This is a genomic window from Shewanella alkalitolerans, from assembly GCF_019457575.1.
In the GTDB taxonomy this organism is placed as follows: Bacteria; Pseudomonadota; Gammaproteobacteria; order Enterobacterales; family Shewanellaceae; genus Shewanella; species Shewanella loihica.
The window spans coordinates 3395869-3417742 of sequence record NZ_CP080422.1; the positions used below are offsets into that span (position 1 = coordinate 3395869).

General features: G+C 54.8%; 23 protein-coding genes. 14 read left to right on the plus strand and 9 right to left on the minus strand.

Going from position 1 to position 21874, the window contains the following annotated elements; all coding sequences use genetic code 11:
* Positions 1-143: 143 nt before the first annotated feature.
* The 4 genes from luxS to K0J45_RS14800 all read right to left on the minus strand — a co-directional run bounded on the left by luxS (position 144) and on the right by K0J45_RS14800 (position 2632).
* Positions 144-653, minus strand: a complete 510-nt coding sequence (luxS, locus tag K0J45_RS14785; RefSeq protein ID WP_011866679.1) for an S-ribosylhomocysteine lyase — start codon at positions 651-653, stop codon at positions 144-146.
* A gap of 273 nt (positions 654-926) precedes the next feature.
* Positions 927-1226 carry a BolA family protein gene (locus tag K0J45_RS14790; RefSeq protein ID WP_144203703.1) on the minus strand — a complete coding sequence of 100 codons (300 nt, stop codon included), beginning with the start codon at positions 1224-1226 and terminating at the stop codon, positions 927-929.
* A 125-nt stretch (positions 1227-1351) separates the two neighbouring features.
* A complete protein-coding gene (locus K0J45_RS14795; protein WP_011866681.1) occupies positions 1352-1855 on the minus strand; it encodes an ACT domain-containing protein in 504 nt (167 codons plus the stop codon).
* 129 nt (positions 1856-1984) lie between these two features.
* Positions 1985-2632: an alpha-ketoglutarate-dependent dioxygenase AlkB family protein gene (locus tag K0J45_RS14800; RefSeq protein WP_220043108.1), complete on the minus strand. Its 648-nt coding sequence runs from the start codon at positions 2630-2632 to the stop codon at positions 1985-1987.
* A gap of 110 nt (positions 2633-2742) precedes the next feature.
* Between K0J45_RS14800 and K0J45_RS14805 the strand changes: the two genes are divergently transcribed.
* Complete coding sequence (locus tag K0J45_RS14805) at positions 2743-3948, plus strand: methyltransferase (RefSeq protein ID WP_220043109.1); 1206 nt, start codon at positions 2743-2745, stop codon at positions 3946-3948.
* Between the two features lie 189 nt (positions 3949-4137).
* Here the strand turns inward: K0J45_RS14805 and K0J45_RS14810 are convergent, their stop codons facing one another.
* Together K0J45_RS14810 and K0J45_RS14815 are read right to left on the minus strand one after the other, a co-directional pair.
* Positions 4138-5040 (minus strand): sterol desaturase family protein, encoded by a 903-nt coding sequence (locus K0J45_RS14810; RefSeq protein WP_220043110.1) that lies wholly within the window; start codon positions 5038-5040, stop codon positions 4138-4140.
* Between the two features lie 63 nt (positions 5041-5103).
* The gene (locus K0J45_RS14815; protein ID WP_220043111.1) at positions 5104-6156 is read right to left on the minus strand and encodes a DUF2804 domain-containing protein; all 1053 of its coding nucleotides are present in this window, start codon (positions 6154-6156) and stop codon (positions 5104-5106) included.
* A 201-nt stretch (positions 6157-6357) separates the two neighbouring features.
* Here K0J45_RS14815 and K0J45_RS14820 point away from each other — a divergent pair, with 201 nt between their 5' ends.
* The 4 genes from K0J45_RS14820 to K0J45_RS14835 all read left to right on the plus strand — a co-directional run bounded on the left by K0J45_RS14820 (position 6358) and on the right by K0J45_RS14835 (position 9614).
* Positions 6358-6924: a YajG family lipoprotein gene (locus tag K0J45_RS14820; protein ID WP_220043112.1), complete on the plus strand. Its 567-nt coding sequence runs from the start codon at positions 6358-6360 to the stop codon at positions 6922-6924.
* A gap of 19 nt (positions 6925-6943) precedes the next feature.
* Positions 6944-7528: a peptidylprolyl isomerase gene (locus K0J45_RS14825; protein WP_220043113.1), complete on the plus strand. Its 585-nt coding sequence runs from the start codon at positions 6944-6946 to the stop codon at positions 7526-7528.
* Between the two features lie 186 nt (positions 7529-7714).
* Complete coding sequence (locus tag K0J45_RS14830) at positions 7715-8047, plus strand: hypothetical protein (RefSeq protein ID WP_011866688.1); 333 nt, start codon at positions 7715-7717, stop codon at positions 8045-8047.
* Positions 8048-8192: 145 nt separating this feature from the next.
* Positions 8193-9614: an AmpG family muropeptide MFS transporter gene (locus tag K0J45_RS14835; RefSeq protein ID WP_220043114.1), complete on the plus strand. Its 1422-nt coding sequence runs from the start codon at positions 8193-8195 to the stop codon at positions 9612-9614.
* A 293-nt stretch (positions 9615-9907) separates the two neighbouring features.
* Here the strand turns inward: K0J45_RS14835 and K0J45_RS14840 are convergent, their stop codons facing one another.
* Positions 9908-10393, minus strand: a complete 486-nt coding sequence (locus K0J45_RS14840) for a YajQ family cyclic di-GMP-binding protein (RefSeq protein WP_220043115.1) — start codon at positions 10391-10393, stop codon at positions 9908-9910.
* 408 nt (positions 10394-10801) lie between these two features.
* Between K0J45_RS14840 and K0J45_RS14845 the strand changes: the two genes are divergently transcribed.
* The 4 genes from K0J45_RS14845 to K0J45_RS14860 all read left to right on the plus strand — a co-directional run bounded on the left by K0J45_RS14845 (position 10802) and on the right by K0J45_RS14860 (position 13930).
* Complete coding sequence (locus tag K0J45_RS14845; protein WP_011866691.1) at positions 10802-11182, plus strand: VanZ family protein; 381 nt, start codon at positions 10802-10804, stop codon at positions 11180-11182.
* Positions 11179-12099, plus strand: coding sequence for a ketopantoate reductase family protein (locus K0J45_RS14850; RefSeq protein ID WP_220043116.1), 921 nt, complete (start codon positions 11179-11181; stop codon positions 12097-12099). The genes K0J45_RS14845 and K0J45_RS14850 overlap by 4 nt, the downstream gene beginning before the upstream one ends.
* A gap of 206 nt (positions 12100-12305) precedes the next feature.
* Positions 12306-13817 (plus strand): sodium-dependent transporter, encoded by a 1512-nt coding sequence (locus K0J45_RS14855; RefSeq protein ID WP_220043117.1) that lies wholly within the window; start codon positions 12306-12308, stop codon positions 13815-13817.
* Positions 13814-13930: a MetS family NSS transporter small subunit gene (locus K0J45_RS14860; RefSeq protein WP_150099973.1), complete on the plus strand. Its 117-nt coding sequence runs from the start codon at positions 13814-13816 to the stop codon at positions 13928-13930. Before K0J45_RS14855 ends, K0J45_RS14860 begins: the two co-directional genes overlap by 4 nt.
* A gap of 43 nt (positions 13931-13973) precedes the next feature.
* Here the strand turns inward: K0J45_RS14860 and K0J45_RS14865 are convergent, their stop codons facing one another.
* The gene (locus K0J45_RS14865; RefSeq protein WP_011866694.1) at positions 13974-14858 is read right to left on the minus strand and encodes a LysR family transcriptional regulator; all 885 of its coding nucleotides are present in this window, start codon (positions 14856-14858) and stop codon (positions 13974-13976) included.
* A gap of 152 nt (positions 14859-15010) precedes the next feature.
* On the opposite strand from K0J45_RS14865, the gene K0J45_RS14870 reads away from it, so the two are divergent.
* The 5 genes from K0J45_RS14870 (at position 15011) to K0J45_RS14890 (ending at position 20904) form a co-directional block, all read left to right on the plus strand.
* Complete coding sequence (locus K0J45_RS14870) at positions 15011-15370, plus strand: MaoP family protein (RefSeq protein WP_011866695.1); 360 nt, start codon at positions 15011-15013, stop codon at positions 15368-15370.
* Positions 15371-15373: 3 nt separating this feature from the next.
* On the plus strand, positions 15374-16408 hold the full coding sequence (gshB, locus tag K0J45_RS14875; protein ID WP_011866696.1) for a glutathione synthase: 1035 nt from the start codon (positions 15374-15376) through the stop codon (positions 16406-16408).
* Positions 16395-18386, plus strand: coding sequence for a flavohemoglobin expression-modulating QEGLA motif protein (locus K0J45_RS14880; RefSeq protein ID WP_220043118.1), 1992 nt, complete (start codon positions 16395-16397; stop codon positions 18384-18386). Before gshB ends, K0J45_RS14880 begins: the two co-directional genes overlap by 14 nt.
* Positions 18387-18658: 272 nt before the next feature.
* Complete coding sequence (locus K0J45_RS14885) at positions 18659-19321, plus strand: phosphatase PAP2 family protein (RefSeq protein ID WP_258406701.1); 663 nt, start codon at positions 18659-18661, stop codon at positions 19319-19321.
* Between the two features lie 143 nt (positions 19322-19464).
* Positions 19465-20904, plus strand: a complete 1440-nt coding sequence (locus K0J45_RS14890) for a methyl-accepting chemotaxis protein (protein WP_220043120.1) — start codon at positions 19465-19467, stop codon at positions 20902-20904.
* Positions 20905-20911: 7 nt separating this feature from the next.
* Here the strand turns inward: K0J45_RS14890 and K0J45_RS14895 are convergent, their stop codons facing one another.
* Positions 20912-21796, minus strand: a complete 885-nt coding sequence (locus K0J45_RS14895) for a multidrug transporter (protein WP_220043121.1) — start codon at positions 21794-21796, stop codon at positions 20912-20914.
* Between the last annotated feature and the right edge of the window lie 78 nt (positions 21797-21874).

The window sequence follows — 21874 nt, forward strand, 5'->3', positions numbered from 1 at the left end:
GACCGCTAAAAAGAAGATACAGATAGCCAAAAAGCAGCCTAAGCTGCTTTTTATGACATTTTACCACTCAGATTAGCACTCAGATCATCACTCAGATTAGCACTCTGATTAACACTCTGATGACGTCAAATTCCGAGGTTAAGTTACAGACCCTTTAGGATCTCATCGCTGAGTTTCAGGTCGTCGTTGCGATTTACATTCACCCCGGCAGCGATGATGTTCTTGGCGATCTCCTTGGCCTGCTCCAAAGAGTGCATCTCATAGGTGCCACACTGGTATTCGTTCAGCTCAGGGATCTCAGACTGCTGCTTGACCTTGAGCACATCTTCCATGGCGGCCAACCAACACTCGGCCACTTCTGCCTCTTTCGGCGTGCCGATGAGGCTCATGTAGAAACCGGTACGACAACCCATGGGCGAGATATCTATGATCTCGACGCGATCACTGTTGAGGTGGTCACGCATAAAGCCGGCAAAGAGATGCTCCAGGGTATGAATGCCGCGCTCGCTCAGGATCTCCTTGTTGGGCACGCAGAAACGCAGATCGAAGACGGTAATGGTATCGCCCTTGGGGGTGGTCATCGTCTTGGCGACGCGCACGGCTGGGGCGTTCATGCGGGTATGATCTACGGTGAAGCTATCGAGTAACGGCATTATTATTCTCCCAAAATGGTGATGCTCAAACTATCTATTTGCCAACATGCCGAGCACCAGTATGGCGTGCGGCGACAGGGCTTTCCCTCGCGCCGCGATAGACCTACACAATATGCGGTAGGTGCCGGGGAAAGTAAAGTGAACTTAGCTCAAGCCCTTGAAACCAAAAAACCACAGCGGCGTTAACCTACTGTGGTCTTCGTTTGGCGCAATCTCATGCGTCATTACGGCCAAGAAAGGCCTAGGCGCTAGTCCTTTTTAACCTGTACGCTTTTAGCCCTTACATTTGGGCGAGTTAGGCACCTGCACCTCTTGATCCCACTCTTCGGGGGTAAAGGTGTGCATAGACAGGGCATGGAGCCCGGCGTCGAACTGCGCCTTGAGCGCCTCGTTGACCGCTCGATGACGGCCGATGAGACGCTGGCCTTCGAATACGGCGCTGGCGACGATCACCTTAAAATGGGTCTCGGAATTTGGCGGCACATGGTGGTTGTCGCTCTCGTTGATCACCTCAAGATGCACAGGGGCTAAGACTTGGGTGAGCGTATCGATTATCTGCTGTTTTACTGACATGGCTATCGTCTCTATCGAATAGAAAACTTAAGTGGCCGCAGAGTACTGTGAGTGGCAACAAAGATCAACTCTCCATCACCCAGACTCCGCAGGCGATCACTTAACCCACAGCCCTTGCCTCTGGCTTAAGTCAGGCTGACTCTGGCATCTTGGGAAACATTTTCCAACAGCTCGATAATGCTGTCGCCGCTGATCTCATCGGGCACGGAAACGGCCAACTTGGCCGAGAATACCGTCTGTCCCAGGGTAGAGACATGGACCCTATTGCACTCCATCTGCTCCACCTCGAGATCCAGGTTAGAGAGGATATCGACTATCTCCCGCGTCAGTCCGGGCCTGTCTGAGCAGTCCACATTAAACCTCAGGCTGCGGGTGTGTTCGCTCAACACCTCGGCCATGTCGCTGAAGCTAAAGACAAGCTCAGGGAACTGCTGCACAAAATCGGCCTGCAGTGAGGCGACCTTGTCCCCGGCGATCGCCACCTTCATCAAGGCGGCAAACCAGGCATCCATCTTGATCACCTTGCTGCTTAACCACTCGCCACCCGCCTCTCGGGTCAGGTTGGCCATCGCCTTCACCACCCCAGGGGTGACAATACCCGTTACCGTGGTCACGAACATCTTATTCATAAGCAACTCCTTCTGGTGGTTATAGGGTCCCACAGACATTGTGCGACACACCTGCTCACGATGAGAATAAAACTTTCATCCCTGCAAAGGTGAGAGCTAGCTTACACTTCCCGCCTCGGCGCAATCACTTTACCCCTGATGAAAGTGTGGAATTAAATGCCGATAGGTCAAGTTTAGCCTAGGCTGGGTTACCTTGGCTCGTTTCGGTAGCGCATGTTGCCAGCTCGACTGCATGGGCCAGTGCATGATCAGCAGATCGCCGCTATTGAGCATCAGCTCGACCTTGGTGTTACTCTGAGTATGGCGCAAAAAGAAGGAGCGACTGGCCCCAAGTGTCACTGAGGCGATATCCGAGCCCGGGACTATCTCGGCCTCATCATCGCTGTGCCAGCCCATGGTGTCGCTGCCATCATGATAATGGTTGACCAGCACGCCATTGCTTATCAGGCCAAAGTCTCGCTGCAGTTTCTGCCGCAGGCGCAGGGCATACTTGGGCCAAGGCTCGGCGCGAATGAAGAGGCCTGAATAGAGATAATCGCAGCCGTCGTCGCCAAACCATACCTGACGCCTGGGGATGGGATGGGTGCGGCCAAAGAGAGTAATCTCTGGTCGGCTGAAGGGATAGTGCTCGGCCTCATCAAGCAAGGCGCCTTGCTGAGCCTGATTGAGATACCCAGGGATCAGGGTAATAGGCGGCCTGGGAGTCGGTTGATTGTCAGCCCCTTCATCTTTGGCCTCGTCGCCAATATCTTCAAACCCAAACCCTTGCTGTTGCATCTGTCGCTTCCTACTGCCCTAGTCACCTAACTCACACATCGCCAGGCATATACCTCGCGGACCAAATCTGCGATAATCGCCGCCCCAATTTTCAAAGTAGCAGCCTAGCCATGACAACTCAATTCTCCGTTGCCGATATCGAGCTGAGTCTCTCCCGTTATCCCGCCAATCAGGTCTCTAACCTGCAGGCCTGGGACGCGGCGGACGAGCACCTGATAAAACACCTAAAGGAGATTGAGCAGAAGGCTGATAACACCGCCGTCATCAACGACAGCTTCGGCGCCCTGTGCGCCGCCCTCAAGGCCCAGGCGGCCGACTGGCCTATCTGGGTCGAGACAGATGCTAAGACGAGTCAGCTAGGCACACTGCAAAACTTCAACGCTAATCGGCTAAGCGATAGCAAGCTCACCTGGCTCAACAGCCGCGAGCTGCCGCCCCAAGGCATAAACTTGGTGCTGATGAAGCTGCCGAAAAATCTCAACTACTTTATCCACCAGCTGCAGCGCCTGTCTCAGTCGCTAGCGCCCAACACCCCTGTGTATATTGGCGCCAAGGCCAAGTCGATCAATAAGTCACTACTTGAGACCATCGCCAAGCATCTGGGGCCTGCCAGCGCCAGCCTGGCTTGGAAGAAGACCCGGGTGATCACCTGTATCGCCGACGGTAAACAAAGAGCCTTGCCGAGCGAGGTGAGCTGGCCGGTGAAGGAGTTTAACCTCAGCATCAGCAACCTCAGCAATGTCTTCGCCGCCAACAAGCTGGATATAGGCGCCCGCATCATGCTGGACAATCTGCCCGAAGGCCAGTTTAACACCATAGTGGATCTCGGCTGCGGCAACGGCATCCTGGGGCTGAGGGCCAAGCAGTGTTATCCGGACGCTGAGGTTCATTTCGTGGATGACTCAGAGATGGCCATCACCTCGGCGAGACAAAACTGGCAGGCGAACAAGCTCGACAACCCAGAGCAAGCCATGCCACAGGGCCACTTTCACTGGGATGACTGCCTGACCCACCTGGGCGATGAGGTGAAACCGGATCTTGTGCTCTGTAATCCCCCCTTTCATCAGGGCGAGGCTATTACAGATCATATCGCCTGGCAGATGTTTTTAGACGCCTTCCACCAGCTCAGGCCTGGCGGCATGCTGCAGGTGGTGGGCAATCGCCACCTGGGTTACCACGTCAAGCTTAAGCGGATCTTTAAGAACTGCGAAACGGCCGCCTCTAACGGCAAGTTTGTGATCTTGCGGGCCATCAAGTCAGCGAAAGAGCCGGTTAAACCGGCTAAAGATGTGAACGAGCCAGACCACCAAAGCTGATGGCTCGGCCAGCAGGCCGAATCTGACCAACTCCTCACTTGACCAGCGCGTAACTTAACTTGCGGACACAAAAAACAGGGCCTAGGCCCTGTTTTTTTTATGAGTGAAGCTTAGCGGTTAGTCAGACACTACTTCCCTCTAGATCACCAAGCGATTCTTTTATTAACCTTGCTTTTATTAACCTTGCTTTTATGAGGCAAGCTCACGCTCGGGCTCGGCATCAGCAATCTCATCTTGCGGCTCGGGCGCCGCCGGCGGCGCAAACATCAGGGCAAGGCGCTGCTTAAAGCTTAGCCCAGGCGCGAAGGCCTCGCTAAACATCGCCTTCCACTCGCTAAAGGTAACCACCAGCGGGTTAAAGCTGTTCACCGGCTTAGTGATGCCGTACTCCACAGTCTCCTCTTCCTTTACATAGGTGCGAAACAGGCGATCCCAGATGATCAGCACGCCGGCGTAGTTCTTATCTATATATTGGGGATTGCGTCCATGATGCACCCTGTGGTGGGACGGGGTGTTAAACAGCCACTCCAGGGGCCCAAGGGTCTTGATCGCCTGGGTATGGACGAAAAACTGCAGTCCTAAGTTAAGCAGCACGGCAAACACCACCCAGTTAGGATCGAAGCCGACGACCACCAGCGGCAACCAGAAGACCCACATACCGGCTAAGGGGTACATCAGGCTCTGCCTGAAGGCGGTACTGAAGTTCATACGCTCCGAGCTGTGGTGCGCCACGTGGGCCGCCCACATCCAACGCACCCTGTGGCTGGCGCGGTGGAACCAGTAGTAGCAAAAGTCCTGGGCAATGATAAGCGCGATAAAGCTGCCCAGCCCCATCTGAATATCCAGCAGGCGCCAGTCGAACGCCCAGAGATACAGCTTGGCGATCAATAACCCGGTGAGAATATCTGCTCCCTGATGCAGGCCCGCCAGGGTAAAGTTACACAGCACCTCGGGCAGATGATAGCGGGCATTATCGGGCAGACGACCACGACGGTCCCCCAAATACCACTCGGCCAGGATACAGACAAAAAACAGCGGCGCCAGCACAAGTAACAGCACCTCGGGGTGCGCGATGAGTGAATTAAAATCCATCTAATTATTCCTTTAAATTCCCTAAGTTATTTCCTAAGCACGCCGTACCAACGGGCAAAGTCCCTACCAGCGGGCAAAGTGATCTTCGGTTAAGCCAAGCAGATTATCTATGTAGTGAGTACGCCCCAGGCCGTCGCGGATCTCGCCGTCGAAATAGCCCAGATACTGCCTGAAGTTGCTCTTCAGCAGCCAGAGGTTGAGCTTCTCCTGGCGGCGATTCAGCGGGCGGAAGTTGAGCGCCACCCGGCCGTCCTGAGAGTTTATCTGCCAGCTGGCATCGTCATGTACTTCGGGCGCGCGGCTAAAGGCAAAATGCACCGGCCCAAGCAGATGACGCTCGCCGTTGACCCAAAATACATTCTCGTTGCAGCCGGTCTCATTCACCCCCGCCGCCAGGTTTAGGCCGAGCAAATCATCCCCCTGATAGCCATTGATACTGGCCCAGCGCCAGCTGGTCTCACGGCGCATATAACCGGCGGAAAAATCATAGCCCGCCAGGGCGCGGTTAAGGGGCTGAGGCTCGTGGTAAATGGTGAGGCTGCCGCCTACCTTGAGGCCATTGTGCTTCTGGGTATAGGTCCAGCCGCTATAGCCTGTCGGGTTGCACATGGCCATGGGCAGGCTAAGGGGCATAGGCGTGAGCACCAACTCGGCCTTTATCTGCGCCGTGTCGATATTAAGCTGCCAAATTCCCTCGACTATCTCTATGGTCACCTTCCCTTTGCCACTGGCAAGCTGCGCCCGGCCATTCCAGGGGGAGTCTGCCAGTTGGCAACCCATGGCCAGGGGCTTGAGCCAGGTGGTTTCCACCAGCTGATTGGCCTTGATGTCATAGAGGTAACAGAAACCTGTGCCGGCATAGCGGATATCGGCGATGGCGACCCCAATCACATACCTTGGCGTCACCACAGAGACAAACTGAAACTGCTTAAAATGAAAATGCCGGGCGAGATGACTGGCAGGCTTGTCCATCACATTGGTATAGCGAAAGTGCTCCAGGCCAAATGATTTGACCGGGCCGTCGAAGTGACCATATTGCACCTGGCCCGAGTTTGAGATCAGGCTATCCGGCGCCCCCAGGGTCTGCACCGCGCCGGATTGAATATCCATCTTCATTGCTTGTTATCTTTCTTATCTTTGTTATCTGGCTGACGGCCACTTGGCCGCGCCTTTTTAGTGGAATTTTTACTCTAACGCTTTCTGGTTTAAGTTAAAACCCCGGCGAGCAACAAAGCCTTAACAAACAGGTCACCCACTGGCATCCAATGAGGATTCTGGTATGCTGATGCCACCTTTTTTACAGCATGATTTTCCGCTATGAAACGATTTATTCCCATCATCGCCTGTGCTGGCCTGCTGTTTGGCTGCGCCTCTCATACGCCGACCCATATCGCGCTCAATCCGCAACTGCCTGCGATTGAATCTCAAGGGATCCCGGCCAAGCCCATCGCCATCGAGATGATAGATACCCGCTCGGCTAACTTTATTGCCCGCTTTAATAATGAAGGGGATGCCGCCAGGCTGGTCAGCCCATCTGAGTCACCCCGTCGTCAGCTGGAGCAGGTGTTTCGCGACGGCTTTACCAAAGCGGGATATCGCATCGACCCAAGCTCGGTGAACCATATGCAGCTGCAGCTGGAAAAGCTGCTGACCGACGTCAGCGACACTACCTTTGGCTATCAGGCGACCAACGATATCATCATCAATGTGATCGCCAGTAACGAAAGCAAGACCTTTACCAAGCGCTATACCGCCCGTAACCTGGTGTCGGGTCCCTTTAGCGCCGACTTTGCAACCCTGGAGCTGTCGGTCAACGACCTGCTCGGCGATCTGACGGCGAAGATCATCAACGACCCCGAACTCAACCAGTTCATCCAACAATAACTAAGATAAGGAAGTTCATATGAGAATCTGGCTTGGCGCCCTACTATTACTCGCTTTTTCCGGCCTGGCGCAGGCACTGGACATTCAGAGCGACACCATCTATCCCAAGGTCAAACTGGAAACCACCATGGGTAATATAGTGGTCGAGCTGGATCGTAAGCGTGCCCCCATCACGGTAGATAACTTTCTCACCTATGTGGTCAAGGGCCACTACGACAACACCCTGTTTCACCGCATCATCCCGGGTTTCGTGGTGCAGGGCGGCGGTCTCAATCCCAAGCTGGAAGAGAAGCCCTATGGCAAGCCTATCGTTAACGAGTCGGGCAATGGCCTGAGCAACGGCCTGGGCACCATCGCCATGGCCCGCGAAGACGATCCTCACTCGGCCACCGCCCAGTTCTACTTTAACGTAGGTGACAACAAGCGTCTTGACCCCTCTAAGCGTCGCTGGGGTTATGCCGTCTTCGGTGAAGTCAGCGAGGGGATGGAAGTGCTGGAAGCCATGGCCGAGGTAGAGACGCAGATCAATACCAAGCTGGGCTGGCCCGACTTCCCGGTGCAGCCGATCATCCTCAAGAAGGCCACCCTGTTACCTAGACAGTAAGTAAAGTTTAGCGGCCTAAGATAAACATAAGACTTTGCATTCATTCAAAATTAATGGCACTTTAATTCAAGATTGATGTTTCTTTCATTAAAGTGCCATAAATCAGAACATTAATTTTTTTATCTCAGACAACTGGCATTCAATCCACTGGCTATACTTAGGCCTGTAGTAGCAAGGAGGCGGACGATGACACCCAATGAGTTCATCGATAATAAAGCGCCCCAGCTGGCTCAATATGGAAAAGCGTTTTTAAATAATCAACTCGATTTCAATGAGATCCAGCTTTACTTATGGGACACCCTTGAAGAGTGGGCACAGTTCAATCATCAGGGTGATGCGCAAACCGATATCGAGCGAGTGTTTTGGCACTTGATACACGCCTTCGACAGGTGGCCCGACTGGACCATTCGGGGCAATCAGTTCTTGCGAAAGCAGATAGACGATTGCTGCGATTTTCTCAGTCTCGGTGGCACCTGCCCAAGTTGTTGTGTCGGTACCAGGCCAAGCTCAATGTCATAGCGACTGTCTTTATTAAGATAAGTCGAAAAAAAGCCAAGCTCAGTCTTTCGGGACTGGGCTTTTTTCATGACGGATTTTTCACTTTTTATTTGCGGCGCCAGCGTTTAAGCTAACCCCACCTAGCCTGACAACACCGACTGCTATTTTGATTGCATCCCGAGTTTCCCGATTGCGAGACGCCCTCACCATCTATTTCCACAAGCGGGTTTTGATCCTGCTGTTTCTCGGCTTCTCCGCCGGCCTCCCCTTGATGCTGGTGTTCTCAACCCTCTCCTTCTGGCTGCGGGAAGCAGGCATAGATCGCACCGCCATCGGCTATTTCAGCTGGATAGCCCTCGCCTATGGCTTTAAGTGGGCCTGGTCGCCTCTGGTAGATCGCATGTCGCTGCCCTTTTTCACCCAAATATTGGGACGACGCCGCGGCTGGATGCTCTTCGCCCAAATGCTGTTGGTGGTGGCCATCTTAGGCATGAGCCAGAGTGACCCCTTGGCCGACCTAGAGCGCCTGGCGCTATTCGCCCTCATGGTCGCCTTTGCCTCGGCCACCCAAGATATTGTGATCGATGCCTTTCGTATCGAATCGGCACCGCAGAAGATGCAGGCCGCCCTCGCGGCCGCCTATCAGGTGGGCTATCGCAGCGCCATGATTGTCGCCACCGCCGGCGCCCTGACCATTGCCGCCTGGGTCGACCCTAATAGCGAGACCTATGATCTCGCCTCCTGGCAGACTGCCTACCTGGTCATGGCGGGCCTGATGTTTATCGGTATCTTCACCACATTATTGAGCCGCGAGCCCAAGGTCGAGGCCAAGGAGGCGGACCAGATAGAATCAGACCTGAAGCAGAGCCTATCAGAGCGCTACCCAAGGCCCGTGGCTGCGGCGGCCTCCTGGCTCTATACCGCTAGCATACTGCCCTTCATCGATTTTTTTAAACGTTACGGCCGCAGCGCCATACTGATCCTGCTGTTGATCTCCTGCTACCGGATCTCGGATATTGTCATGGGGATCATGGCCAACGTCTTCTATGTGGACATGGGCTTCTCTAAGACGGAGATAGCCACCCTGAGCAAGGTCTACGGCCTGATCATGACCTTAGTGGGCGCTGGCGCCGGCGGCATGCTGCTGGCCCGTTATGGCACCATGAAGATCCTCTTCCTAGGCGCCTTCATGGTGGCGGTCACCAACCTGCTCTTCGCCTATCAGGCGATGATCGGCTACAACCTAGAGCTATTGACTGTGGTGATCTCCATCGACAACTTCAGCGCCGGAGTCGCCACCGCCGCCTTTATCGCCTACCTCTCCAGCCTGACCAGCAGCGGTTACAGCGCCACCCAATACGCCCTGCTATCCTCCATCATGCTGCTGTTTCCCAAGTTTGTGGCGGGCTTCTCGGGCCAATATATCGATGCTTACGGCTATGTGAACTTCTTCGTCGCCGCCAGCGTCATCGGCTTCCCTGTGCTGGGGCTGATTGTCTTGGTGCAGAAATACGCCCCCCACCCCAATGGCGACGAGCAGACCGAGTCCCTGGACTCACCTAATGGCCAGCAGGCGAGAGACCAGTAGGCAAGAGACCAGTAGGCAAGAGGCCAGCACCCAAAGCTCACTCGTCTCGATAACAGGCAATAAAAAGCCCCGCTCATCGGCGGGGCTTTTTAATCAGAGCTTGACGCTTCTTAAATTGAAGCAGGCGAGAATGATACCAATCACGGTAAGTAAGTGATCAGAAATAGCGCAGGAAAAACGGTCGAGAACCAGGCAGAATTTTTGATAAGTAGTTATTCTACAATCAAAAATGATAACACCGTTATCGGACCTTTTAACCAGCTAGAGTGATCAGTTATTTACTACGATTGGTATTAGTCTCTGAAGTTATTGAACTGGAACGGCTGGCCCAGATCCGATTCGCGAGCAATGGCCATCACCGCCTGAAGATCATCACGCTTCTTACCGGTCACTCGAATCGAGTCACCCTGAATGGCGGCCTGCACCTTAAGCTTGCTGTCTTTAATCAGCTTCACCAGCTTCTTGGCCACCAGGCTGTCGATCCCCTCTTTAAAGGTCACCTTGAGTGAGAAAGTCTTGCCGCTGTGAATCGCCTTCTCGGCAACGTCCATAGAGGCTGGGTCCACGTTACGCTTGCTCAGCTGATTGCGCAGCATGTCGACCATCTGCTGGCACTGGAAATCAGACTCAGATGACAGGGTCACCTGATGATCTTTATAGGTGACATCGCTCTCGACACCGCGAAAATCGAAACGGCTATCCAGTTCGCGGCGCGTATTATCTACCGCGTTACGCAGTTCAACTTCGTTTACTTCCGATACGATATCCATCGAAGGCATATTTATCTTCCTCTATTTAGGGCCTGTTGATCTTTGCTGTTTGTTTTTGCAGCAGTTTGCAGGTGATTTATACAAGGTAGAGCCTGTGTCGTGTAGTATCCTACACAAACTGGCGATAACGCCGTAGAAATGGCCTACAAACGCTTCCCAACGGGTTCATCTAAACGCGTGCTGCAATTCACATAGAGTAACTATGCTTCATAGCTCTCGCCTCGCGCAAAACGCGTTTAGAATGAACAAAAATTAAACTTAGAAGTTCAACAGGCCCTAACCACTTTATCTGCCCGCTAGTTTACCCGCTCGGGCCTGTGAGCGCCAAAAATTCTTAATGTTACAACAGGCGTTTCTTAATGACTTTAAGATGACATTTTCCTATGATTGGGCAAAACCACTTAACCTAAGCGACCCGTGAATTCTCGAAAAACCTTTTTTAAGATAGCGCTTCTTCTTGCCATCATAGTGATCAGTTACCTGGTATTCTCCCGTCCTAACTACCCACAAGTGATCCCACACATGGATAAGCTTGGTCATCTGGGCAGCTTCTTCTGTCTGGCGCTATTGACCCATCTCGCCTTCGAGCCTAAGTGGTACAGCCTGGCAGGCATACTGGCCGGCTATGCCCTCTTTATCGAACTGGTGCAGTCGCGCCTGCCCTATCGCAGCGCCTCCAGCGCCGATTTCATCGCCGACATGGTGGGTGTGCTGCTGTTCTACTTCGGCCTCTGGCTCTACCGCCGCTATATCAAGGCCGCCGTGATCGGTAAAACCCGGGCTAAGACCCAGTCATGACGACAAGTGATATGACTCATGCGAGTAAGATAGTGATCCTGGGCGCCGGCGCCATAGGTCAGCTGATCTTCCACCAGCTATCAGCCTATGGAGTCACGCCCGCGCTGCTGGGTAGAGACGCAAGCGCGGATAGCCAGACGCTGGAGTTCACCAATCTCGAAGGCGAGACAGTTACACGCCAGGCACAGTTTATCGACAAATCAATGCTGGCCAGCTGCGAGCTGCTTATCGTCTGCGTCAAGGCCTATCAGGTCGAGGCGGCCCTGCTGCCACTTTTAGACGCCCTTCCGACCGATACGCACATACTCTTGCTACACAATGGCCTGGGCCCACACCTTAGCGTGGCGCCCCATCTAGCTGGTCGCGGCCTAAGCCTGGGGACCACCTCCCAAGGCGCCCTGAAACTGGGAAGGTGGCAGATCAGACAAACCGGAGCCGGGCTGACACAAGTTGGTCACGCTCAGGGACCGAGGCTTGCGGACAATCTACGCCAAGCGCTGCTTGGAGCGATCCACAACAGCGAGTGGTGCGAGCCCATTCTGCCCATGCTGTGGCAGAAACTCGCCATCAATATCGCCATCAACCCGCTGACCGCCATCAACGACTGCCGCAACGGCGAGCTGGCCGGTGCTAAATTTACGCCAACCATACATGCGCTTGTCCAAGAGGTAGTTGCCGTGGCAAACGCTGATGGGATAGCACTGGACCAAGCGCAGCTGACCGAGCGCGTCTATCAGGTGATCCAGCTTACCGCTAGCAACTACTCCTCCATGCATCAGGATATCCACCATGGCCGCCAGACGGAGATCGAGGCGATCACCGGCTACCTACTGAGCCGCGCCGCCGAGTACGGCGTAGCCACACCGGCCAATGAGGCTATTTACCGCCAGCTAAAATCCCTCGAGCGGGGCGACTAACTCCAAGTATTAAGCGGTGCAATAACCGACTCTCTAGCCAGCTCTCTAACCAGCTATCTAGTCAGCTCTCTAACCAACTCTCTAGTCAGCTCTCTAACCAACTCTCTAGTCAGCTCTCTAACCAAGCATGGGCAGGACAATTTCTGCCCCACCTCGACATAAGCGTCTAGAATTACTGTTAAAAGGCGCGAGGCTCGAGGTGATCGATGAAACGAGAGCAGTGGAACTCTAGGGTAGGTTTTATTTTGGCGGCGGTCGGCTCGGCCATCGGCCTAGGCAACATCTGGCGATTCCCCTACATGGCCTATGACAACGGCGGCGGCGCCTTCTTCATCCCCTACCTATTTGCCATGATCACCGCCGGCATCCCCTTTATGATCATGGAATTTAGCCTGGGCCATAAGATAAAGAAAACCTCGCCACGCATCTTCGCCCAACTCGGCCACACGCTTGGTTTCAGACTCGAATGGCTCGGTTGGTTTCAGGTGTTTATCGCCGCGGTGATCGCCGTCTATTATGTGGCCATCATCGGCTGGACCCTCTCCTATCTCGGCTTCTCCTTCAGTCAGGCCTGGGGCGACAATCCCAATGACTTCTTCTTCAATCATTATCTTAAACTCGGCAACAACTCACCCTCTCACCTGGGAGAATTTCAAATCGGCATAGCGATCGCCATGAGCATCGCCTGGCTGATGACCTTTATGGCTGTCTTTACCGGCGTCAAAGGGGGGATCGAACGGGCCAACAAGATCATGATGCCCATGCTGTTTATCATGGTGCTGGTCCTTATCGGCCGTATCCTATTTCTGCCCGGCGCCCTGTCGGGGCTCAACTATTTGTTCGAGCCCGACTTTAGCCGCCTGTTGGATGCCCAGGTCTGGTCCGCCGCCTACGGTCAGATCTTCTTCACCCTCAGCGTCGGCTTCGCCATCATGCTCGCCTATTCCAGCTACCTGCCAACTAAGGCCGACATCAACAACAACGCCTTCATGACGGTATTGATCAACTGCGGCTTCTCTATTCTGGCGGGGATTCTGATCTTCGGCGTGCTCGGCTATATGGCAGAGGAACAGATGAAACCGCTGACCGAGGTGGTCAGCTCGGGCATAGGCCTGGCATTTGTCACCATACCCACGGCCATCAACCTGATGCCGGCGCCCTATATTCTCGGGCCCCTCTTCTTCATCGCCCTGGTGATCGCCGGACTGAGCTCTCACATCTCCATCATAGAGGCGGTGACCAGCGCAGTGATCGACAAGTTTCATGTGCGCCGCAAGCCCGCGGCCGTGCTGGTGTGTAGCCTGGGCTATCTGGTCTCCATGGCCTTTGCCACCAATGGCGGCCTACTGCTGCTGGACTTAGTAGACTACTTTATTAACAACATCGCGCTGCTGCTCAGCTGCCTGCTGGAGCTGGTGATCATCACCTGGCTGCTCAAGGTGACTGTGATCCACCAGCATGCCAATGAAAATTCAGAGTTTAGGGTCGGCGGCTGGTTTGTGATCTGCCTGCGCTTCATCAGCCCGGCCATTCTGGCCACCATATTGGCGAAGAACCTCTATAACACCTTAGTTAACGGTTATGGCGACTACCCCATTGCCGATCAGCTCTTCTTAGGCTGGGGCCTGGTGGGTACCATGCTCTTCTTTGCCGTGCTGATTAACTTCACCAGCAAGTCGCCTGGCTATCCAGATCAACATCCGGGAGGTAAAACATGAGTCACAGCGCCCTCATCATGATGCTGTTTGCCCTGACGCTGACCTGGGGCGGCGCGGCCTTGTGTATTGGCATCGCCATCAAACGCAAACAAAAAGAGGAGGCCGACGATTAGCCGGCCTCGTCTTACTCATTTCACCAGAGTCAGTTCAAGCAGGTCAGCCCAGCTGACCTATCTGTTGTAGGCTGAAGGCAGTCAGAGGGTCTATCTCCTTGACCAGCTCCTCAATCTTGATGATCGCCTCCAGCGAACCGCTGTCTTTGCGGTAAGAGAGATAGATGGGACGATTCCAGGGCTCCACCCCTTCCACTAGATAGAGCTGCTTAGATTGCAAGAACGGCTCGACGATAGACAGCGGCAGATAGGCCGCCCCCGCCTTATCCAGAATAAAATCCAGCGCGATACGCCCGGTAGAGGTGCGCAGATAGGGTGGCGGCATACGATAGTGGCGCTCGGCGTGCTCGGAGGCAAAACGTGTCCCCCAATCCACATAGACATACTTATCGCTCAGCGCCTCGCTCTGATCGCAGGGGCGGGTCGAGACCAACACTAAGATAAGGTCGGCCACCTGCTTACACACCAACTCCTCCGACTTAAGCGGATCGAAGGCAAAAGCCATGTCTAGGGTGCGCTCCAGCAGATTACGGTTGAGCTGCTCGCGACTCAGCGCCTCGGCCAGGAAGCCATAGCCGCCGAAGGCATCGGTCACCTTACTCAAACAGTGCTGCAGGTAGGCATCCCAAATATTGGGCGTCCCCGCCATGGTCAACTGCAACGCCTTATGGTTGGTCAGCGCCAACTCGTTCTTCGCCTGTTCCAAGGTGCTCACCATCACTTCGGCGTAGGGCACCAGACGCTCACCCGAGGTAGTGAGTTGAATGCTGTTGCGATTGCGCACAAACAGAGCGGAGTCGAAGAAGGACTCCAGCTGCTTAATACGGGCGCTCACGGCCGCCTGAGTGATATAGAGATTCTCCGCCGCACGGCCGAAATGCCGGGTTCTGGCCACCTCTAAAAAGGTCTTAAATACTTTGACGTCCATTTTATTCTCTCGGTCAATTTCACCGAGAGAATAACAACTAATCCTAATGGTGACGATAAAAAAGTTTTGTTTCTCTTTTAACGACAAAAATCATAATTTCGCGATCGAAAAACCCTGTAGTTACAGCGTTGCTATCACAGTGAGAGGTTGTTATGTCAGAAGATTCATTTCGTTTTGGTCAAAAGCGTTTTTTTGATGACAAAAACTTTCCCCGCGGCTTCAGTAAGTCCGGAGAGTTCACCTTGTCTGAAGCTGAATTGTTGAGCCTATATGGCGACACTATGCAGGCCTTTGAAGCAGGCGATCTCGAGCCTGAAACTGCAGAGGAAAAACACTTTGTTAAGGTACTAAAACACCCCAACAAGGCTAATACCAAGCTTGAGCATGTATGGTTGAAATACACTAAGCTTACCCGCGAACCAAAAAAGTTCCACACCCTAAACAGCACGACTAATAAGCGTGTTGAACAGTATGAATATGTGGAATCTCCCCCAGAAGATGAGGTTGCTTAAAGAATGCACATCTGTTTTTTGATGTACCCGTGGGAGCGTATCGATCCTGAGACCGATACCACCCTGAGATTAGTTCATGAGTGCGCGCAGCGTGGTCATACCGTTGCCATCACCACGACCAGTGGGCTGACCATTCGTGACAGTAGCGTCTACGGGTTTTGTCAAATCATCAAGAAAGGGATGAAGATATCGGACAACATTCCCCGCTTTTACCGCTCCGCCGAATTTCATAAGGCGCGCCTGCCCATGGCTGGCTTCGACTGCATCTTTATGCGCGCCAATCCGCCGCTGGATAACCTGGCGCTTAACTTCCTGGATTCGGTAAAGGGCGACACCCTGATCATCAACGATCTCGAAGGGTTAAGAGTCGCTAACAACAAACTCTACACCGCCAGCATGAGCGGTGCGGCGAGCCAGTATATTCCTGCCACCCACGTGTCGAAGAACCGCGACTACCTGCAACGTGTGCTGGAAGAGAGCGAAAGCGATAAGATGATCCTCAAGCCACTCAACGGCTTCGGTGGTCATGGCGTTATCGTGATCGAAAAGAGCGCCCGCCAAAACTTCAGCTCGCTGCTGGACTTCTATATCGGCACCGACGAGCAGAGCAACTATGTGATCCTGCAAGATTACATCGAAGGCGCCGAGGAAGGCGACAAGCGCATCCTGATGCTCAACGGCGAGCCTATTGGCGCCATGCGCCGCGTTCCCGCCTCTGGCGAGTTCAGATCTAACGTCCATGCCGGCGGCAGCGTGGTCAGACACACAATCACACGTGAAGAGCGCGAGCTGTGCGCCGCCATCGGCCCTAAGCTGGTGCGCGACGGCCTCTACTTCACCGGTCTGGATGTGATCGGCAACAAGCTGGTCGAGGTTAACGTCCTCAGCCCGGGCGGCATCACGCGTATCAACAAGCTTAACCGCGTCCGCCTGCAGAAGCAGGTGATCGATTTCGCCGAAAACATCATCAACTCCAAAGAGCTATTGGTGCAACGTAAGAGTGCATATCGTCAAGCGGTAGAAAATGCAAATCTATAGTCTCGACCAGATGCTCTCCCTGATTAAACGCGGGGAGACATTCTCAGGCCAGCTGGCCTCCTCCGGCTGTGTGATCACCATCCAAGAGTATCTGCCCGTAGTGTGCACCGCGATTCACGCGGGGCACAACCTGCGCCCTGAGCTGATCAAATTATGTCAGCTGAGCGCCGAGGAGCGTTACTTCGAGGAAGATCCCTTCACCGACGAGGTGATCGCCTCCCAGCCCATTACCCTGGCGGGCAGCGACTCGCGCTTCGAGTACGATCTCAACCGCCCTAAGAGCTTGAGTACCTACTACAAGTCCGCCTGGATGAAGCAGGTGTGGCGCAAGCCGCTAAGTGCCAAGCAGCGCGCCATCAGCCACGCCAAACACCAAGATTTCTATCGACTCTACGAGGCCTTGATCGCCAAGTTGGAGAGCATGTTCGGCATGGTGATCGTGTTCGACCTGCACTCCTACAACTACAAGCGTATCGAGAAGGCGACGCCCGTGTTTAACATAGGCACCTCACAGATCGATATGGAGCGCTGGGGCAGCGTGGTTCACAAGTTCCAGCGTGAACTCAAGACCATCACCCTGCCCAACGTAGAGGTTGACGCCGAGCTGGACGTAGCCTTCGAGGGCCGCGGCTACCTGATCGCCCACACCAACGCCCGCTTCGACCGCACCTTAGTGCTGCCGACGGAGATCAAGAAGGTGTTTATGGATGAGTTGACCGGCGAGGTCTACCCCATAGTGCTGGACGATCTCAAGCTGGGACTTAAGAACGCCTTTAGCGCCACCAGCGCCTACTTCCAGCGCAAGCTCAATCGCCAGAGCAAGACCCGTAGCGCCGACATGCTCAGCAGCGCCATCGAGCCCGAGGTGCTGGAGATAGACGCCGCCCTATTCCGCCTGGCACAGAAGGTCGACACGCTAAAGTATGTCAACCCGACCAACCTGGCGGCCGAGCGTCGACGTTTCATGAAGGCGCCGAGTCGTTTCAAGCCAAATTTTGCCTATCGTCAGCTGCCTATCGATGCCAACGAGTTTAAGTATCGTCTCTATCGTCTGCCCATAGACAATATTGCCGACCCTGCGCTCAAGCAGCTCTACAAGGATATCGTTAACAAGCTGGGCGAACAGATAGATCTCCTGACCAGCGTCGGTCAGGAAGGCTTCGTCTACAACTCGCTGCGTTATCATGGCCGCCCGGATAAGAGCGCCATCGCCAACGCCAAGTTCCTGCTGTACGCCAAGGAGATCCCCGAAGAGAGAGGGGAAAGCCTGGATGCCCATCAGGTGTGCGAGATGATGAAGCAGAGCGCCGAGCAGTGGCAGATGCGCTGTAAGATTGGCCTCAGCGGTGCCATAGTCGCCCGCGCCATGGTCAGCTCCAATCCGGCGCAGCTGGCGATCAGCACCCATGCCCAGTTCCACGAGAGCGAGGTGCAGCGGCTGATCCAGCATGAGCTTGGGGTGCACATGGCCACCACGCTCAACGCCAAGCAGCAATCGCTCAAGGTGCTGCGTCTGGGTCTGCCCGGCTCGACCTATACCCAGGAAGGTTTGGCGATTTTGGCCGAGCTTAAGGCGGGCTTCATGGCCCACTCACGCCTCAACACCCTGGCGGCGCGCGTGCTGGCGGTAGACTCAATGCTCAAGGAGCAGGACTTCTATCTCACCTACAGCTATCTCATCGATGAGCTGGAGATGGACAAGGATGATGCCTTCATGACCACGGCCCGTGTCTATCGCGGCGGCGGCTTCACTAAGGATCACCTCTACCTGAGCGGCTTCCTGGATATGTTACACCTGTCTAAGACCCGTAGCCTGGACAACCTGCTCGTAGGTAAGACCAGCGTGCAATACCTGGATCTACTCGACGAGCTGGTGCAGCGCGACTGGCTGGTGCCGCCTAAGTACAACGTCATCCCGACCAGTAACTTAGAAGAGAGCCCTAGCCTCAACTACCTGATCGAGAGCCTGCGCAGCTAAGCGAACTCTTTCTCGGTCACTCGTCATGGCGGCTAGGTTAATGCCTGCCGTCATGACGCTTACCTATCCTCTTCTCTCTTCTCTCTTCTCTCTCAATGCTCAGTTTTCACCTCTCACATCACCCGCTCTCATCCCCTGACAAGCAGTGTGAACAAGTACTACAACAACTGCAGCAAGAACCAGCCCAAAATAAGCAGAGTGTGAAGCAGCAAACTTTGCAAGCACTCGGATTTGACTTAGGCTAGAGCTTTCTCCCAAAGATGCACAATTCCATGCTAAAACATCTATTTCCCAGGAGCGCCAAGGGCGCCCTGCTCCTCTATGGCCTGCTGCTTACCTTGGTGCTAATCTCGGTTCACCTTATCGATCGCCAGCTGGCGGATCTGATGCACGCCCAGCAGCTGTCTCATCCCACGCTAAAGCTCGTGAGTAAGACCCCTCTGTTACTGGAGTTTCTGGCAGGGCTGACTATCTTTGCCTGCATCAGCGAGCGCTTTCGCGCCAGGTTCCAGGCACTCGCCATTGAGCTGGGGCTCACCCTGGCGCTGGCCTTCTCGATTCGCTGGGTCGCCAAACTGCTCTTTGGCCGCACCTGGCCGGAGAGCTGGATTACCTTGGCTGATGGCCATAATCCCTCCTGGGTAGCCGATCGTATCGAGGCGTTTCATCCCTTTGCCCAGGGACTCGCCTATGATTCTTTCCCCTCGGGCCATGCACTGCTAACCTTCGCCCTCGCCTTCACCTTCTGGCGCCACACGCCTAAGCTGATGCCCCTCTGGCTTGGCTGCATGCTTGCCGTCATCGCCGGGCAATTGAGCCTCAACTATCACTATCTCGGGGATCTGCTGGCCGGAGCAAGCTTTGGTCTGTTGGCCAGCCAATTGGCGCTGACGCTATACCGCGCCCTTAAGGGACGAATGGCAAGCTTGACCTAGGACAGGTGCGCCGCAACCTATGTAAAAAAAACGTTAAACCATCCTGTATTTATTGGTAAAAAAGGCGTAATTTTAAGGATGTCGCCGCATTTTATTCTACTATTGTCTAAGGCCTCAGCCTTAATTCGAGACGGAAAAAAACTATGAGAGAAGTTAATTTTCGCACCATAGACAAACTCTTCATCAAGATGTCTATTAACGATAAATTTTGGGTCATTGGGGCGCTGTTTTTCATCGCCATCACCTGCATCGGCGTCAGCCGCTATCAAGGCAGCATAGATGCCATAGAACAAGCCTCGATGACTGCGCTGGAAAGTGAGCTATCGGGCATGGTACGCGCCCTGGAAACCAGCGGCCAGACCGATAAGTTTGCCAGCCTAAATATTCAACCCAGCGGCCAGGCAAGCTCAAGCCGCAGCCAAGACAGCGTCACTGCCGTGGTGCGCAGCGCCGCGGGGCAAAACCTGTCGCTGACGCAGAATGTCGCCAGCCGCGAGCGCGACGCCAAACAGTCGGCCCTCTACAGCCTGTTGCTTACCTATCTCTGGTTACTGCCGTTCGCCGTGCTGCTCTACTGGAACGCCACCTTCATCGGCGGCGCCCTCTGGGTGCTATGGACCACCACCAAGAATATCGCCAAGGGTGACCTCACCTCACGCCTGGGCTTTCACCCGGGTCGCGACGAGTTTGGCACCATAGGCTGCGCCCTGGACAACGCCATGGACACGCTCACCGAGCTTGTGGTCACGGTGAAAGATAATGCCGAGACATTGCATCACACCGCCAGCTCCTTTGCCTCGGAGAATCAGGAGAGCGAGCGCCAGATCGAGCAGCAATACCAATCCCTCGACTCGGTTGCCACCGCTATGGAAGAGATGACGGCCTCCGCCGGTGAGGTATCCAACATCTCCAACAGCTCGGTGGAGAAAGTGGAGCAAAACTCACAGTCTATCCGTCAGAGCTATGAGCGGGTGCAAAAGGCGATCAAGGATATCGAGCAACTGTCGGGCTTTATCGAGCAGACCTCAGATTCGGTCAGCACCCTCAAGGTGAATGCCACCAAAATCAACGAAGTGATCACCACGATCAACGCCATCTCAGAGCAGACCAACCTGCTGGCGCTTAACGCCGCCATAGAAGCTGCCCGCGCCGGAGAGATGGGCCGCGGCTTCGCCGTGGTTGCCGACGAGGTGAGAACCCTGGCCAGCCGCACTCAGTCGGCCACGGTGGAAATTCAAGCGATGATCGAGAACCTGCAGCAAGAAACCAATAACATAGACAACATCACCCAGCGCACGGTCAAGCAGGCCGAATCCAGCCAGTCGCTAATCACCGAGATAGGCACAGACGTCAGCGCCATCAACGAGTCGTCGCAATCGGTTATCGACATGAGCTTCCAGATCGCTGCCTCCTCGGAGGAGCAGAGCGCCGTGGCCAACGATATCGCCTCCGAGCTGAGTGAGATACGCCAGCAGGCCAACGTGATCAAGGAGCTGGCCAACCAGTCCTCGATAGGCGTCAGCCAGCTGTCGCAGGCCTCTGAGAGTCTGGGCAAGATCCTCGCCCGCTACCAGACAGCCTAAGACAGCATCATCCCCAGATGACCAAGATGGCCGCCACTGCGATCAGCAGCAAGGCGGTCATCTCCTTAGGCTTCACCTTCTGCTTGAGATAACTCCCCGCCACGATGAGGGTAAAAAACACCTCAACCTGACCTAAGGTCTTCACATAGGGCACCGCCTGCAAGGCCATGGCGCTGAACCAGCCGATGGAACCCAGGCAGCTGGTCACGCTGATAGCCAGGGTCAGCTTAGGCCGACGCCACAGGGCCGCCAGGGTCTGACGGTCCTGCAAGTAGAGAAACAGCAGCAAGAGGACGGTCTGCACGCTTATCACCCAAAACAGCACCCAGGCGGCGCTGTGGGGAAAGGGCAGAGTCAGCACCAGGCTCGCCTCTCTGACCCAGAGCGAGGTGAGCGCAAAAGCGCTGCCGCAGGCGAGTCCCAACAGCAACACCTGAGGCGAGAGCCTGGCAACCCCAGCCCCCTTGCTCATCAGGAGCACGGCCACCGCGCCAATCACCACGCCGAGCCAACCCAGCAGGCTCAGTTGGGTGCCGAAAAACAGGGCACCAAACACGGCAGCGACGATCGCCTCGCTCTTGGCAAGACCAGCGCCTATGGCGAAGTCTCTGAGCTGAAACAGTTTCACCATCAAACCCGTGGCCACAATCTGCATCAAGGCGGCGCCGAGCACGAAACCCCAGAATGGGGTGGGAAAAAGCGAGACGCCAATGGCCTGTTCTGACGGCAGCCAGAGATAGAGGGCCATGAGATAACAGGCGGCGATAGGACCCGCCCAAATAAAGCGCGCCAGTGTCACCCCGGCCACCTTGACATCACGACTCAGCTGACTCTGCAGGGCATTACGCCAGGACTGCATGAAGGCGGCGAGAAAGGTAAAGACAATCCACATAAGCGACTCTCACAAAAAGGGGCTACTAGCCTAACGCCTAACCGCCAGCCGGGCGAGTGAAAATGCCTCATGGACAGT

What these genes read in the sequence shown, in the direction of transcription:
- luxS (WP_011866679.1), bottom strand. Translation starts at nt 653, where the DNA reads ATGCCGTTACTCGATAGCTTCACCGTAGATCATACCCGCATGAACGCC.
- K0J45_RS14790 (WP_144203703.1), bottom strand. Translation starts at nt 1,226, where the DNA reads ATGTCAGTAAAACAGCAGATAATCGATACGCTCACCCAAGTCTTAGCC.
- K0J45_RS14795 (WP_011866681.1), bottom strand. Translation starts at nt 1,855, where the DNA reads ATGAATAAGATGTTCGTGACCACGGTAACGGGTATTGTCACCCCTGGG.
- K0J45_RS14800 (WP_220043108.1), bottom strand. Translation starts at nt 2,632, where the DNA reads ATGCAACAGCAAGGGTTTGGGTTTGAAGATATTGGCGACGAGGCCAAA.
- K0J45_RS14805 (WP_220043109.1), top strand. Translation starts at nt 2,743, where the DNA reads ATGACAACTCAATTCTCCGTTGCCGATATCGAGCTGAGTCTCTCCCGT.
- K0J45_RS14810 (WP_220043110.1), bottom strand. Translation starts at nt 5,040, where the DNA reads ATGGATTTTAATTCACTCATCGCGCACCCCGAGGTGCTGTTACTTGTG.
- K0J45_RS14815 (WP_220043111.1), bottom strand. Translation starts at nt 6,156, where the DNA reads ATGAAGATGGATATTCAATCCGGCGCGGTGCAGACCCTGGGGGCGCCG.
- K0J45_RS14820 (WP_220043112.1), top strand. Translation starts at nt 6,358, where the DNA reads ATGAAACGATTTATTCCCATCATCGCCTGTGCTGGCCTGCTGTTTGGC.
- K0J45_RS14825 (WP_220043113.1), top strand. Translation starts at nt 6,944, where the DNA reads ATGAGAATCTGGCTTGGCGCCCTACTATTACTCGCTTTTTCCGGCCTG.
- K0J45_RS14830 (WP_011866688.1), top strand. Translation starts at nt 7,715, where the DNA reads ATGACACCCAATGAGTTCATCGATAATAAAGCGCCCCAGCTGGCTCAA.
- K0J45_RS14840 (WP_220043115.1), bottom strand. Translation starts at nt 10,393, where the DNA reads ATGCCTTCGATGGATATCGTATCGGAAGTAAACGAAGTTGAACTGCGT.
- K0J45_RS14850 (WP_220043116.1), top strand. Translation starts at nt 11,179, where the DNA reads ATGACGACAAGTGATATGACTCATGCGAGTAAGATAGTGATCCTGGGC.
- K0J45_RS14855 (WP_220043117.1), top strand. Translation starts at nt 12,306, where the DNA reads ATGAAACGAGAGCAGTGGAACTCTAGGGTAGGTTTTATTTTGGCGGCG.
- K0J45_RS14860 (WP_150099973.1), top strand. Translation starts at nt 13,814, where the DNA reads ATGAGTCACAGCGCCCTCATCATGATGCTGTTTGCCCTGACGCTGACC.
- K0J45_RS14865 (WP_011866694.1), bottom strand. Translation starts at nt 14,858, where the DNA reads ATGGACGTCAAAGTATTTAAGACCTTTTTAGAGGTGGCCAGAACCCGG.
- K0J45_RS14870 (WP_011866695.1), top strand. Translation starts at nt 15,011, where the DNA reads ATGTCAGAAGATTCATTTCGTTTTGGTCAAAAGCGTTTTTTTGATGAC.
- gshB (WP_011866696.1), top strand. Translation starts at nt 15,374, where the DNA reads ATGCACATCTGTTTTTTGATGTACCCGTGGGAGCGTATCGATCCTGAG.
- K0J45_RS14880 (WP_220043118.1), top strand. Translation starts at nt 16,395, where the DNA reads ATGCAAATCTATAGTCTCGACCAGATGCTCTCCCTGATTAAACGCGGG.
- K0J45_RS14885 (WP_258406701.1), top strand. Translation starts at nt 18,659, where the DNA reads ATGCTAAAACATCTATTTCCCAGGAGCGCCAAGGGCGCCCTGCTCCTC.
- K0J45_RS14890 (WP_220043120.1), top strand. Translation starts at nt 19,465, where the DNA reads ATGAGAGAAGTTAATTTTCGCACCATAGACAAACTCTTCATCAAGATG.
- K0J45_RS14895 (WP_220043121.1), bottom strand. Translation starts at nt 21,796, where the DNA reads ATGTGGATTGTCTTTACCTTTCTCGCCGCCTTCATGCAGTCCTGGCGT.